This window comes from Cohnella rhizosphaerae (genome assembly GCF_029525575.1).
GTDB lineage: Bacteria > Bacillota > Bacilli > Paenibacillales > Paenibacillaceae > Cohnella > Cohnella rhizosphaerae.
This window is the reverse complement of the sequence record NZ_JAPDIA010000008.1, coordinates 327,724-341,731: the sequence shown is the minus strand read 5'-3', so window position 1 is coordinate 341,731 and position 14,008 is coordinate 327,724. Positions and strand designations below refer to the sequence as shown.

The following is a 14,008-nucleotide window of genomic DNA, read 5'->3' as shown; positions in this document are numbered from 1 at the left end:
CGGCTTTCATCTCGCAAGCGCAGACTTATCGCGTGCCAAGCTACGTGTCCACCAATCAATCGATTTCGCTGACGCTGTTCATCGGCTTGTTTATCTCTCTGCTCTTTTTTATCGCGATGGGCAGTCTGATCTACTTCAAGCTGTTCACGGAGCTGCAGGACGACCAGGCGCAGTTCAAGGCGCTGTCCCGCATCGGCATGACCGCCGCCGAGATCCGGCGTATCGTCGTCACGCAGGTCGGACTCGTCTTCCTGATCCCATGCGTCGTCGGCAGCGTTCACGCCCTGTTCGCCATTCAGGCGCTGGGCAACCTGCTCGGGAGTCCGATCCTTAAATACGCGGCCGTCGTATTCGGCATCTACCTCGTCATGCAGGCCGCCTACTTCGGCGTCACCTGCGCCACCTATTTGCGGAGCATCCGCAGCGGCGCTCGCTCGGCGACCTCGTAAGAAGGAAGGCGACGAACAAATATATTGAGGCTCGCCTAAATCCGAATGAAGAAGGTTTTCGCACAATTATTCCCTCCCCGCACGCATAACCTGTCTTATCGGATAGGAGGTGATTGATATGGCGATCACGATTCTGGATTATAGCGCCAGCGTGCCCGACAGCTTTAGCGGCGGGGCGGCACCCGTCACGATTCCCCAGGTTCCGACGCAGCTTCAGCTGGCGGACCTGGGGATCTTTATTCCCCAAGCATCCGCCGATACCGCATCCGGCAATGTATTGTTATCGGTCGATGTCGGCGTTCAAAATCTTGGACCTACGTTCAACAACGCCCTCCAATTTCATTTGTATCGCGACGGGCAGGAAATTTTCAATACGCAGCTCGGCACGCAAACGATCGGGGCGACCAGCAACTATTTTTATAACGTCAGCTTCAGCACGGTCGACCAGAATGTGCCCCTCGGATTTCACGTCTACTTGCTGAACGTATCCGCCATCATCTCGGTTGCGGGGCAGTCGACCGTACAACTGTTCGGCCCTGTGACACTCAGCGGATTGGCTATCACGTAAAAAATTCTGCAGAAGAAAGGAGGCATTCGACTATGGCCGTGAGCATTTTAGCTGCAGCCGCAAGCGTGCCTTCGAGAACCGCGGCGGGCACGCCGCCCATCACGATCCCCTTGTCGCCGTCAACGCAGGTCCTGGCTTCTGTCACGATCGCGCTGCCCGCCGGCAGTCCGCCGAATAACCGGGTAGAGCTGGACGCGACGATCGGCATCGCCGCTACGCTTAACGTTCCGCAAGTCGTCATCTCGTTTTTCAGGGACGGCTCGCTTATTTTCAGATCGCAGCAAGGACTTCAGAACGGGGCCGAGCAATTTTATTGCGTGCGCGCCATTACGGCGGATTTTAACGTGCCGGTCGGCGCCCATATTTATTCGCTTGCAGTGAGCAGGCTGTCAAGCAACGATCCCGCCTCCGTGGCCGGACCGATAACGCTCAGCGCATTGGCATTCGGTCCAGTACCGAATTAACGGGGGAGGTGATGAAGGATGAGCAACGATCTGTTGGACTACAAAGCTAGTGTACCAAGCAGCGTGCTCGGAGGTACCGCGCCGTTGACAATTCCCGTGGCGCCTGGCTTGCAGCTGGCCAATTTAGGCATCTTTATCGTGCCTCCGGTTCCATTAAGCAATCGCGTAGAACTGAAGGGCACGGTTGGCATCCAGGCGACGGCCGGAAATCCCGCTATTACGATTCGCGTTTTTCGAGTTCCGGACAATGTGGGTTCCGGCATCCAGATCTTTTCTAAAGCTTTGAACGTGGAGTCCGGTGCGCTCGCCGAAAGATTTTACACCGCTTCGTTCAGCACGATCGACTTTAACGTTGCTGCGGCTACGGGCTTTATCGTCTACAATCTGACCATCGAAGCGTCGGCAGCCGCCTCAGCCAATGTGATCGGTCCGATTACGTTTACCGGCCTTGCGATCGGCAATGTTTGACTTTATGCGTTCCGCTTTGCGTTAAACGTGCAGCATCTGCCATACATGAAGCATACGTTGCCCTTGCTGGCCAAGATCGACATAGCCGTCGTCAGACCGCTATCCACTTCTTGCGCGCAAGGGCCTTTTTCCGTTCTAAATTGCGTTGAGGCGAATATGCATGCAAAGAAAGAGAGGTGAACGAATTGTCGCAAATTATCGTGCTGTCGACAGGCGTCATCGACAACCGCGCCGCGGTGCCCGGGGGCGCTAGGCCGGTGCAGAGTCTTGTTATCCGCGTGGAGAACAATCAGGCCGTGCTTCAGTCCGCCGAGGGGCTCCCCGTCGTGGCGATTGAAGTGTTTTTCGAGCGTCAGATCGGCGGAGGATTCGGCGTTCAAGCCACGTACGCCGTTAACCAAATTTCGCTCGCGGATGTCAACCAACCGATGTCGACGTTTACGCTCGATCATGTGTTTGCCGATCTGGACGCCTTCGGCGTACGCTGCACCGTTACGTCGTCCGGCCAGTTGATCACGTCGATTCCGACCGTTACGGTTACCGGAAAAAGCGCCGACGGAACGATCGTTCGCACGTACGCGGTGCTGCCCGTCACTTAGACGCTTTTCCAGCGAAAGGAGTTGAAATTGTGGCGGGACCCGTCATACTGTCGACTGGATTGATCGAAAATCGCGCGCCTTCGAACGGGGGCGGCAGACCGGTAACTTCCCTTGTCGTCAAAGTCGAAAACAATGCGGCCACCTCCCAAACGGTCGAAGGCAGTCCGATCGTCGTGCTTGAGGCCTTTACGGCAGCGCCTGCAGGCGCAGGCTTCGGCAGCCAAGATACTTACGTCCTCTATCAGGTCGAGCTCGGAGACGTCAACCAGTTGTATTCGACGTTTACGATCGACCCCGTATTCGCCAATCTGGACTGCTTCGGCGTCCGATGCACCGTTACGAACCGGGGGCCGACGCTTACCTTCCTGCCCACCGTGACCGTCACCGGCAAAAACGCTCAAAACGCGACCGTCGCGGTTTTCGGCCTTACGCAAGTAACGACGGCCCCCTGCGGACTGCCATCGTGCCATTGGGCGGAGTACCCGGGCGACCCGGTTTATTCGCCCGCGACGGACGCCTACTATCAGACGGTTCGCTACGATGCAGCGGGATTTGCGCCGAATGGCGGCTTTGCTTTTTTATAAAATGTGGTACGATTATCAAAGCGCGGGCGGCATCGCGTATGCGACCTCCCCGAATGGCATCAACTGGACCTTTCAGACGAATGTGACGGGCCTGGTGAGCACGGCGCGGCATTCGCGCGTGCTCTATGATCCGAACGGATTCGGGATCGGGCAGCCCTATCGCATCTGGTACTGGAATTCAGCCTTTACCGATTACAACGCTTGTCCTTCCCCGCCGAACGTCTGCATGATCCGAACCGCCAATTCGACCGACGGCACGTTCTGGTCGTCGGATCGGCCGATCGTTCAAGACGTAGCGAATCCGTTGTTCGCCGCTCCTGTCGGAGGCGCGCCGACCTATAACGCCGCATCCTTCGGCCCCGCGGATGTGTTGTACTTCCCCCGAAAATCCGGCAACGCTTAATGTGGCCAGTCCGATGAGTAACCGTTATGTGATGTATTATAGTATCGTGACGCGCAACGACATTACGGGCATCTCGTTCGAACAGCTCGCGCTTGCGGTCTCCACGGACGGGATCACCTGGAGCAAAGCCGGCCCGGCAGTCGTTATTCCGCACGGCACCGTGAACGATTGGGATTATCGCTATGCCACCGTGGGCGCGAACGTACTGAAGCTGTCGGACAATCTGTACAAATTGTGGTACAGCGGCGGAAATACCCAATCCTACGAAGGCATCGGCTGCGCGACTTCGACGGACGGCCTCAACTGGGTCAAAAACGCAACGAACCCGATTTTGTACTATTTTAACGGCGTTGCCTGGCGCAATATGCGTACCTACAATCCGTGGGCGCTATTCGATCCTGCCAGATTCAACGGTCACGGCGACGCCGTCTGCTACAAGTTCTGGTTCACCGGATCGCCCAAGACGACGGACAAAAAAAAGCATCGGCTACGCGCTCAACGATACAGGCGGATCATGATGCAAAAAAAAACAAGCCGGCCCGGTGAATCCGCTGGACCCGCTTGTTTTTCATTTTTATTAAGATTAAGCCGTGAAAAGCAGATCTTCCATCATCGTCATCAGGCGGTGACGCATCCGGATGAGCTTCTCGATCGCTTTGGTGCGGAACATCTCGCTCTCGCCCATCCAACGCAAGCTGCTGATCATCTCATGCGTCTGATCCATCTCGATAATTTCGTCGGTGTGAACCATGTCCCGGTCGTAAATGCGCACCCGGTAGAGCAGATCCTCGGTCTCGGTCAGCAGTTGTTGGTAGATGTCGGTGTTCATGATTCAATCAACCTCTCTTTGTCGTTGTTATCTATTCGTTCAAGCCTTCGCGTTTGCACCGTATTGATGTTCATTAACCTTGCGAGCGCAATTTGAATCAACGACAAAGAAAGGTCGAGATTAATCCGGACGATGTATTTGGATAACAATAAAAATAGGTGGAGCAGCGAAGGGCTGTTCCACCTATTGTTTTACTCCCAGACGAACGCCTTCGGGTCCTTGCGCCACTCCTGCAGCAACGCCACGTCCTGCTCGCGGACCGCTCCGCGCGCAAGCGCGACGTCGATAAGCGCGCCGTAGCTCGACAGCGTATCGAGCGGCACGGACTCGGCCGCGAACGCGTCCAGCGCATTTTGGAACTGGTACGTGAAAATCGCGATGACGCCCTGTACCTCGCAGCCCGCGTCGCGCACGGCGATAGCGGCCTTGAGCGAACTTCCGCCGGTGGAGATCAGATCCTCGATCAGCACGACCTTTTGTCCCGGCTTGAAGTGACCTTCGATCTGGTTCGTCTTGCCGTGGCCCTTGGCCTTGTCCCGCACGTACAGCATCGGCAGGCCGAGGATGTCGGCGATCCACGCCGCATGCGGAATGCCGCCGGTCGCGATGCCGGCGACGGCCTCGCAGTCCGGATATTTGTCGCGGATGACCGCCGCGAAGCCTTCCGCGATCGTGCGGCGAATCGCCGGGTAGGACATCGTCAGCCGGTTGTCGCAGTAGATCGGCGACTTGATGCCGCTCGTCCAAGTAAACGGGTCTTGGGGGCGCAGCGATACGGCGCCGATGTCGAGCAGCGCGCCCGCGATGACGGACGGCAGCTGCGCAAGGTTAACGGATTCGCTCATGCTTCGGTCAGCTCCTTCAATATGGATTCCAACGCCTGCGCCGGATCCGGCGCGGCAACGATCGGACGGCCGATGACGAGATAGTCGGAGCCGCCATCGACCGCTTCCCGCGGCGTCGTGACGCGCGCCTGATCGCCGAGCGCCGCGCCGGCCGGGCGGATGCCCGGCGTCACGGCAAGGAAGCCCTCGCCGCATGCCGCTTTGATGGCCTCCACCTCGAGCGGCGAGGCGACGACGCCTTGCAGACCCGCATGCTTCGCCAGCACGGCGTAGCGCACGACAGCCTCCTCTACGCTGCCCGCGATGCCGATCTCGCCGTTCAGCGTCTCCCGGCTCGTGCTCGTCAGCTGCGTGACGGCGATGACGAGCGGCGCCGCTTGCGCTTCGCCAGCCGCCACCGCCTCGCCGACGCCCTGCATCGCCGCTTGCATCATCGCACTGCCGCCGGCCGCATGCACGTTGAACATGTCCACGCCCATACGCGCGATGCTGCGCGCGCCGCCGCGCACCGTGTTCGGGATGTCGTGCATTTTCAGGTCGAGGAAGATCTTGAAGCCGCGGTTTTTCAGTTCCTGCACGATCTCGTGGCCGGCGGCGTAAAACAGCTCCATGCCCACTTTAACCCAGCAGCCCGTGCCTTCGAGCCTGCCTGCCAGTTGCAGCGCGGACTGGGCGTCGGGCTTGTCCAGCCCGACCATGATCCTGCCCGCCGCTTCTTCGCGCGTCAGCGTTAACGTCATCGTCTTCTTCCGCCTTCCCGTTTCGGTTTTGAACGTCCCTTTAAAGCTTTTTTGCCTGCCTTCGCCCATATAGAAGCCCGATCCGCCGCCGATGAAGCTGGCGGAAGACCGGGCATGGCGCGCTATTATTAATATACCGGCATCGGTTCGCTGGAGAAGCGCAGCGCCTGCAGCATGTGCAGCAGCGCGCTCACCGTGTCGAGCGACGTGAGGCACACGACGCCGTTCTCGACCGCCTCGCGGCGGATGCGGAAGCCGTCGCGCTCCGGCGTCTTGCCCTTCGTCAGGGTGTTGACGACGAATTGCGCCTGGCCGGTGCGGATCAGGTCGACGATGTTCGGCGAGCCCTCGCTCAGCTTCGCGCAGCGCTTGACGCGCATGCCGGCCGCTTCGAGCGCGTCGGCCGTGCCGCCGGTCGCGATCAGCTTGTAGCCGAGGCTGTAGAAGCCCTTCAGAATCGAGATGGCTTCTTCCTTGTCCTTGTCGGCGATCGTCGCGATGATCGAGCCCGATTGGGGGATCTTCATGCCCGAGCCGATGAGGCCCTTGAACAGCGCCTTGGCGAAATGGCGGTCGCGGCCCATGACCTCGCCCGTCGACTTCATCTCCGGCGTCAGCGTCGGGTCGACGCGGCGCAGCTTGGCGAACGAGAACACCGGCACCTTAACGGATACATGCTCGTCTTCCGGCCACAGGCCGTCCTTGTAGCCCAGGTCGGCCAGCTTCTCGCCGAGAATCGCGCGGGTCGCCAGATTCGCCATCGGGATGTTCGTCACCTTGGACAGGAACGGCACCGTACGCGAGGAACGCGGATTGACCTCGATCACGTACACTTTGTCCTGCCAGACGACGAACTGGATGTTGACGAGGCCGACCGTCTTCAGCGCCTTGGCGATGCGGATCGTGATGTCGACCGCCTGCTGCTTGATGTCGTCCGACAGCGTCTGCGGCGGATAGACCGCGATCGAGTCGCCGGAGTGGACGCCGGCGCGTTCGACATGCTCCATGATGCCCGGGATAAGCACCGTCTCGCCGTCGCAGATCGCGTCGACTTCGATTTCCTTGCCGAGCATGTAGCGGTCGATCAGGACCGGGTGCTCCGGATTGATCTTGACCGCGACTTTCATGTAGGCGAGCAGCTCGTCGTCGGAGTAGACGATCTCCATCGCGCGTCCGCCGAGGACGTACGAAGGACGAACGAGCACCGGATAGCCGAGCTCCTGCGCCGTGCCGACCGCCTCGTCGACGGAAGTGACGGTGCTGCCCTTCGGCTGGGCGATCTCGAGGCCGCGCAGCAGCGCTTCGAACCGCTTGCGGTCTTCGGCTTCGTCGATGCTGTCGAGCGAGGTGCCGAGGATGCGCACGCCGGCTTTGGACAGCGGGCCCGCCAGGTTGATGGCGGTCTGGCCGCCGAATTGGACGATGACGCCGAGCGGCTGCTCCTGCTCGATGACGTTCATGACGTCTTCGAAGAAGAGCGGCTCGAAGTAGAGGCGGTCCGACGTGTTGAAGTCGGTCGATACCGTCTCGGGATTGTTATTGATGATGACGGCTTCGTAGCCCGCGTTGCGGAGCGCCCAAACCGCGTGCACGGTCGAGTAGTCGAACTCGATGCCCTGGCCGATGCGGATCGGGCCGGAGCCGAGTACGATGACCTTTTGCTTGTCGCTCGGAATCACTTCGTTCTCGGTCTCGTACGTCGAGTAGTAGTAAGGCGTCGTCGCCTCGAACTCGGCCGCGCAGGTGTCGACCATCTTGTACACCGGCTTGAGGCCCTGGGCGAGACGGTGCGCGCGGATGTCGGCTTCGACCGTCAGCGCGGCGGACGCGCCCTGACCCTCGCGGCGCAGCTCCGCGATCGCGCGGTCCGTGAAGCCCATGCGCTTCGCCTTGTACAGCGTCTCGGGCGTCAGTCCCGGCTCGCGGCGAATGACGTCCTCGAACGCCACGATGCGCTCGATCTTGTCGAGGAACCACCAGTCGATGCTCGTCGTGTCCTGGATCTTCTGCAGCGACCAGCCGCGGCGGAACGCTTCGGCGATCAGGAACAGGCGCTCGTCGTCGGCTTTGGCCAGGCGCGCCGTCAGCGTCTCTTCGTCGAGCTCGTCCGCGCCTTTCAGCAGCAGGCGATGGACGCCGATCTCGAGCGAACGCGCCGCTTTGTGGATCGACTCCTCGAACGTGCGGCCGATCGCCATGACTTCGCCGGTCGCCTTCATTTGCGTGCCGAGCTTGCGGTTCGCGTCCGTGAACTTGTCGAACGGCCAGCGCGGGATCTTGCTCACGATGTAGTCCAGCGTCGGCTCGAAGCAAGCGTACGTCTGGCCCGTGACCGGGTTGACGATCTCGTCGAGCGTATAGCCGACCGCGATCTTGGCCGCCATCTTGGCGATCGGGTAGCCGGTCGCCTTGGAGGCGAGCGCCGAGGAGCGGCTGACGCGCGGATTGACTTCGATGACGTAATATTGATAGCTGTGCGGATCGAGCGCGAACTGCACGTTGCAGCCGCCTTCGATGTTCAGCGCGCGGATAATCTTGAGCGATGCCGAACGCAGCATCTGATACTCGCGGTCGGAGAGCGTCTGGCTAGGCGCCACGACGATCGAGTCGCCCGTGTGGACGCCGACCGGATCGAAGTTTTCCATGTTGCAGACGACGATGCAGTTGTCGTTCGCGTCGCGCATGACTTCGTATTCGACTTCCTTCATGCCGGCGATCGACTTCTCGATCAGGCATTGGCCGATCGGGCTGTAGCGCAGGCCGTTGGCTACGATCTCGCGCAGCTCTTCTTCGCTGCCTGCGATGCCGCCGCCCGTACCGCCCAGCGTATAGGCCGGACGCACGATGACCGGATATCCGATCGTCTCGGCAAAGTCGACCGCTTCCTGCACGGTCGTGACGATCTCGCTCTCCGGCACCGGCTGCTCCAGCTCGCGCATCAGTTCGCGGAACAGATCGCGGTCCTCGGCTTTTTCGATCGCGGTCAATTGGGTGCCGAGCAGCTTGACGCCTTCGGCTTCAAGCACGCCCGCGCGCGCCAGCTCGACGGCCATGTTCAGGCCGGTCTGGCCGCCGAGCGTCGGCAGCAAGCCGTCCGGACGCTCCTGGCGGATAATCTGGGAGACGAACTCGAGGTTGATCGGTTCGATATATACCTTGTCGGCCATGTTCGTGTCGGTCATGATCGTGGCCGGGTTGCTGTTGATGAGGACGACCTCGAGGCCTTCTTCCTTCAGCGCCTGGCAAGCTTGCGTGCCGGCATAGTCGAACTCGGCCGCCTGGCCGATGACGATCGGACCGGAGCCGATGACGAGAATCTTTTTTGAGTTCTTTATTTTTGGGCATAATGCAGTTCTCCTCTCAGCATCTCCGACAGTTGCGCTTGCCGCGGGCGTTCGGGGTTATTCAGCTTGTGCGCGCGGATCGACTCCAGGAACTGGTCGAACAGGTAGCTGTTGTCGAACGGACCGGGAGCGGCTTCCGGATGGTACTGGACGCTGAAGGCCGGGTACTTGGCGTGCTTCAGGCCTTCGATCGTCTTGTCGTTATTGTTGATATGCGTCACGACGAGGTCGGTGCCCGCGACGGACGCTTCCTTGACCGTATAGCCGTGGTTTTGCGAAGTAATATAGCAGCGGCCGGATTCCAGATCCTTGACCGGGTGGTTGCCGCCGCGGTGGCCGAACTTCAGCTTTTCGGTGTCCGCGCCGCATGCCAGGGCGAACAGCTGGTGCCCGAGACAGATGCCGAAGATCGGATATTCGCCGAGCAGCTGGCGGACCGTCTCGACCGATTCCGGCACGTCCTTGGGATCGCCGGGGCCGTTGGACAGCTGGATGCCGTCGGGATGCAGACGGCGGATCTCGTCGGCCGTCGTATTGTGCGGCACGACGATGACGTCGCAGCTGCGCTGCGTCAGCTCGCGCAGGATGCCGCTTTTCGCGCCGTAATCGATCAGCACGATGCGTTCTTTGGTGCCCGGGCTCGAAAATACGTTTTTGGTGGACGTCCAGGCGACCTGGTTGCGCGGCAGCGGCGTCGCGCCCATGCGCTCCTGCAGCTCTTCGACGCGCTCGCTGCCCGTCGTCAGAATCCCCTTCATGACGCCGTGGCGGCGAATGATCCTAGTCAGCATCCGGGTATCGACTTCGCTGATGCCGATGATGCCGTACTCTTTAAGAAGATGGCCGAGGGAATCCTGGGCGCGCCAGTTGCTCGGCACTTCCTCGTAGCGGCGGGTGACGAAGCCGTGTATGAACGGGCGCACCGACTCGAAGTCGTCGCGCGTGATGCCGTAGTTGCCGATCAGGGGGGAACGTCATCGTGACGATCTGCCCGCAGTAGGAAGGGTCCGAGATGACCTCCTGGTATCCTGTGATGCCTGTATTAAATACGACTTCGCCGACCGAAGCGCCCTCTGCGCCGAACGATTGTCCCGTAAACAGGGTGCCGTCTTCAAGTAAAAGTCTCGCTTGCATCCCGATCACTCCTCGCTGCTCTTAAGTATGCCTTGCTTTTCGCTCCAGACCGTCTTGCCGCCGACCATCGTCCGCACGGGCCAGCCCGCGAGCTTCCAGCCCGTAAATGGCGTATTGCGTCCCTTCGTCAGGAAGCCCGCCGGATCGACCTCGCGTTCGCCGTCCAGATCGATCAGCGTGATATCGGCCGGCGCACCGACTTCGAGCTTGCCGGCGTTCAAGCCGAACACCCGCGCCGGATCGCTCGTCATCCGGCTGAGCAGGAACCCGAGCGTCCAGCGGCCGGTCTTGACGAACTTCGTATACAGCAGCGGGAACGCCGTCTCGAAGCCGACGATGCCGAACGGCGCGCGCTCCATGCCCTTCGCCTTCTCTTCCTCGCTGTGCGGCGCGTGGTCGGTGACGATGATGTCGATCGTCCCTTCCTCGAGCGCCTTGATGCAAGCCTCCACGTCGCGCGGCGTGCGCAGCGGCGGGTTCATTTTCCAGTTGGCGTCCATGCTGTCCGGAATATCCTCGTCCGACAGCAAGAGGTGATGCGGACAAACCTCCGCGGTGACGTTTACGCCGACCGACTTGCCCAGCTTGATGAGCCGGATCGACTGCTCGGTGCTGACGTGGCAGACGTGATAATGCACGCCGGTCGCTTCCGAGAGCAGGATATCCCGTCCAACATGGATCGCTTCGGATTCGTTCGGGATCCCCTTCAGGCCGTGCTTCTTCGCGAAAGCGCCCTCGCTAACCGCCGCGCCCACGACGAGCGAATCGTCCTCGCAGTGCGCGATGATCGGCATGTCGAGCGACTTCGCCAGCGCCATCGCGTTTTTCATCATTTGCGCGTTTTGTACGCCGACGCCGTCGTCGGTGAAGCCGATCGCGCCCGCGTTTTTAAGCGCCTCGAAGTCGGTCAGCTCGCGGCCGAGCTCGTTTTTGGTGATCGCCGCATACGGCAGGACGCGCACGCCGCAAGCGGCCCCGGCCTTGTCCGACACCAGCTTCACCGTGTCCGGCGTGTCGATGACGGGCCGCGTGTTCGGCATGCAGGCGATCGTCGTGAAGCCGCCCTTCGCCGCCGACGCCGCGCCGGTCGCGATCGTTTCTTTATGTTCGAAGCCCGGCTCTCGCAGGTGCACGTGCATGTCGATCAATCCGGGCGATACGAGCTTGCCATTCGCATCGATCACTTCCGCGCCGTCCACGTCCGGCTCGGCGGAACCGTCGAGCCATTCGGCGACCAGGCCGTCGTCCAGCTTCAAGTGCTTCTTGACCGTAAGTCCGGTCTCGGAATCGATCGTAAGTCCGTTAAGTATCCAGGTCGTCGTCAAAGGATGTTCTTCCTCCTTTTGCTAGTTGGGCAGCTCAGCCCGTTACGAGACGTTCAGCCTCCGATTTCCGCTTCCCGCGGGTGCTTGATCATCACCCGGTCGTCGCCGTCGATCTCCGTCAGCGACACCTCGATCTGTTCGTGCTTCGACGTCGGCACGTTTTTGCCGACGTAGTCCGGCCGAATCGGCAGTTCGCGATGTCCGCGGTCCACGAGCACGGCCAGCTGGATCGACTGCGGCCGTCCGCAATCCATCAGCGCGTCCATCGCCGCCCGGATCGTGCGGCCCGTATAGAGCACGTCGTCGAACAGGATGATTCGCTTGTCCTTCACGTCGAACGAGCGGTCTCCGTCGCTGCATACGACGCCGGGGGACGCCGCGTCCGCGAGCGGGCGATCGTCGCGGTAGCGCGTGATATCAAGCTCGCATGCCGCGATCGGACTCCCTTCGATCTCGCGAATCCGCTCGGCGATCCTTCGGGCCAGGTACACGCCCCGCGTCCGGATGCCGACGATGGCGCAGCCTTCGATCCCTTTGTTTTTCTCCAAAATCTCGTGCGCGATCCGCGTCAGCGCCCTGCGGATGGCGGCCTCGTCCATAATGATGTTCGGGGATTCCTGCACGGGTGCGCCTCCTCCTCGGTAAGACGGCATCAAAAAAACCTCCTTGGCAGCCAAGGAGGTCGGGACATACGAAGATGATGACGGCGGAAAAGCGGACCGCATAGCCGGTCCAAGTACGATTCGCGTCGGATCTCATCCGTAGTATTCGCGCCACCTTGCCAGTCTCACGGGACTGAATTAAAGGTACGGGTTCATTGACGCTTATTATCTCATTTTCGACAGGGGCTGTCAACAAAAAGCGGGAGCACATTGGCTCCCGCTTAAGCGAACGATTAGAATTCGAATTCGACGTCCGTCAGACGGCGCTTGATCTCGCCGATGACGCGGCGTTCTTCTTCCTCGCCCGCGGCAAGGAACGTGACGGAGAAGCGGACGAAGTGGCCCGCGTCGTCCCACGGAACGGAAGAGATCAGCTTTTCGCGAATGAGGAATTGGGAGAAATCTTCGCCCGACTCAAAGCGTTGACCGCCCTTGATGCCCTTCGGCGCTTCGACGTACAGGAAGAACGAGCCTTTCGGCTTTTCGGCCTTGAAGCCGATCTCGTTCAACGCGGCGACCAGCAGGTCGTGACGGCGCGAATACTTCTGCGCGATCGCTTCCGTGATCGACGGATTCGCCAGGCCGTAGGCGGCAGCCTTCTGGATGGCGATGAACTGGCCGGAGTCGTTGTTGTCCTTGATGTCGCTGAACGCCTTGACGATCAGCGGGTTGCCCGCGACGAAGCCGATCCGCCAGCCGGTCATATTGTAAGACTTGGACAGCGAGTGCAGCTCGACGCCGACATCCTTGGCGCCAGGCACGGACAGGAAGCTAAGCGGCTTCACGCCGTCATAGGTGAGCGCCGCGTAAGGCGCGTCGTGCACGACGACGACTTCGTTTTTCTTCGCCCATTCGACGACTTCTGCGAAAAATTCGGGCGTAGCCGCAGCGCCTGTCGGATTGTTCGGGTAGTTCAGGTACAGCAGCTTGGCGCGCTTCGCGATGTCCGCCGGAATGGCGGACAGATCGGGCAGGAAGTTGTTTTCCTTCGTGAGCTTGACGTTGTAAACTTCGCCGCCGAGATACTTCGTATGCGTGCCGAGCACCGGATAGCCCGGTACGGTCATGATGGCGACGTCGCCCGGATTGATGAACGCCGAAGGCATCATGGCGAGCGCGGGCTTGGAGCCGATCGAGTGGACGATCTCGGTGACCGGGTCGATGCCGTCCACCGCGAACACTTCCTTCAGGTACTTCGCCGCGGCAGCCTTGAATTCGGGGATGCCGTTGTCGGCGTAGCCGCGGTTTTCCGGCTTGGCCGCTTCTTCCGCAAGCTTCGCGATGATGCCGTCGTCGGCCTTCTCGTCGGGTTCGCCGACGCCGAGGTCGATCAGCTCGATGTCCGGGAACGCGGCCTTGGCGGCAGCCTTGGCGCGCTTGATCTTTTCGAATTTGTAGATGTTCGTATCCTTGCCGTAGTTCGCGCCGCCGATGCGGTCGGCGAATTGCTGTTGAATAAAAGTTCCTTGGTATTGTTCGACGCTCACTCGATGACACTCCTTGTCCGGATGGCGGACGTGTGATGGGATCGCTTGCTCATGATACCAATATGCCTTATATCCGCCGCTCGCCGCCATGGACAAATCCGTCGATC

The 14,008-nt window shown here is 60.5% G+C and carries 14 protein-coding genes and 1 pseudogene; 8 read left to right on the top strand and 7 right to left on the bottom strand.

Features of this window, described 5'->3' with window-relative positions; genetic code table 11:
- The first annotated feature begins 32 nt into the window (after window positions 1–32).
- The 8 genes from OMP40_RS24900 (at window position 33) to OMP40_RS24865 (ending at window position 4,460) form a co-directional block, all read left to right on the top strand.
- Complete coding sequence (locus OMP40_RS24900; protein WP_277535432.1) at window positions 33–449, top strand: FtsX-like permease family protein; 417 nt, start codon at window positions 33–35, stop codon at window positions 447–449.
- 118 nt (window positions 450–567) lie between these two features.
- Entirely contained in the window at window positions 568–1,017 is a 450-nt protein-coding gene (locus OMP40_RS24895; protein ID WP_277535431.1) for a hypothetical protein, read from the top strand.
- Between the two features lie 32 nt (window positions 1,018–1,049).
- Complete coding sequence (locus OMP40_RS24890) at window positions 1,050–1,481, top strand: exosporium protein C (protein WP_277535429.1); 432 nt, start codon at window positions 1,050–1,052, stop codon at window positions 1,479–1,481.
- A gap of 18 nt (window positions 1,482–1,499) precedes the next feature.
- A complete protein-coding gene (locus tag OMP40_RS24885) occupies window positions 1,500–1,949 on the top strand; it encodes an exosporium protein C (protein WP_277535427.1) in 450 nt (149 codons plus the stop codon).
- A gap of 185 nt (window positions 1,950–2,134) precedes the next feature.
- The gene (locus OMP40_RS24880; protein ID WP_277535426.1) at window positions 2,135–2,548 is read left to right on the top strand and encodes a hypothetical protein; all 414 of its coding nucleotides are present in this window, start codon (window positions 2,135–2,137) and stop codon (window positions 2,546–2,548) included.
- Between the two features lie 29 nt (window positions 2,549–2,577).
- On the top strand, window positions 2,578–3,132 hold the full coding sequence (locus OMP40_RS24875; protein WP_277535425.1) for a hypothetical protein: 555 nt from the start codon (window positions 2,578–2,580) through the stop codon (window positions 3,130–3,132).
- Window positions 3,110–3,535, top strand: coding sequence for a hypothetical protein (locus tag OMP40_RS24870; RefSeq protein WP_277535423.1), 426 nt, complete (start codon window positions 3,110–3,112; stop codon window positions 3,533–3,535). The genes OMP40_RS24875 and OMP40_RS24870 overlap by 23 nt, the downstream gene beginning before the upstream one ends.
- Before the next feature lies 1 nt (window position 3,536).
- Entirely contained in the window at window positions 3,537–4,460 is a 924-nt protein-coding gene (locus OMP40_RS24865; RefSeq protein ID WP_277535422.1) for a glycoside hydrolase family protein, read from the top strand.
- A gap of 95 nt (window positions 4,461–4,555) precedes the next feature.
- Here OMP40_RS24865 and pyrE read toward each other — a convergent pair whose 3' ends face one another.
- From pyrE to OMP40_RS24830, 7 genes and pseudogenes are all read right to left on the bottom strand, one after another.
- Window positions 4,556–5,209 (bottom strand): orotate phosphoribosyltransferase, encoded by a 654-nt coding sequence (gene pyrE / locus OMP40_RS24860; RefSeq protein WP_277535421.1) that lies wholly within the window; start codon window positions 5,207–5,209, stop codon window positions 4,556–4,558.
- Window positions 5,206–5,949, bottom strand: coding sequence for an orotidine-5'-phosphate decarboxylase (gene pyrF, locus OMP40_RS24855; protein ID WP_277535419.1), 744 nt, complete (start codon window positions 5,947–5,949; stop codon window positions 5,206–5,208). The genes pyrE and pyrF overlap by 4 nt, the downstream gene beginning before the upstream one ends.
- A 128-nt stretch (window positions 5,950–6,077) precedes the next feature.
- Window positions 6,078–9,236, bottom strand: a complete 3,159-nt coding sequence (gene carB / locus OMP40_RS24850; RefSeq protein ID WP_420872078.1) for a carbamoyl-phosphate synthase large subunit — start codon at window positions 9,234–9,236, stop codon at window positions 6,078–6,080.
- 44 nt (window positions 9,237–9,280) lie between these two features.
- Window positions 9,281–10,427 (bottom strand): annotated as a pseudogene (gene carA, locus OMP40_RS24845) (glutamine-hydrolyzing carbamoyl-phosphate synthase small subunit).
- A 5-nt stretch (window positions 10,428–10,432) separates the two neighbouring features.
- Window positions 10,433–11,752 (bottom strand): dihydroorotase, encoded by a 1,320-nt coding sequence (locus OMP40_RS24840; RefSeq protein WP_277535416.1) that lies wholly within the window; start codon window positions 11,750–11,752, stop codon window positions 10,433–10,435.
- Between the two features lie 53 nt (window positions 11,753–11,805).
- Window positions 11,806–12,375 (bottom strand): bifunctional pyr operon transcriptional regulator/uracil phosphoribosyltransferase PyrR, encoded by a 570-nt coding sequence (gene pyrR / locus OMP40_RS24835; protein ID WP_420872037.1) that lies wholly within the window; start codon window positions 12,373–12,375, stop codon window positions 11,806–11,808.
- 272 nt (window positions 12,376–12,647) lie between these two features.
- Complete coding sequence (locus OMP40_RS24830) at window positions 12,648–13,901, bottom strand: LL-diaminopimelate aminotransferase (protein WP_277535413.1); 1,254 nt, start codon at window positions 13,899–13,901, stop codon at window positions 12,648–12,650.
- Window positions 13,902–14,008: the final 107 nt, after the last annotated feature.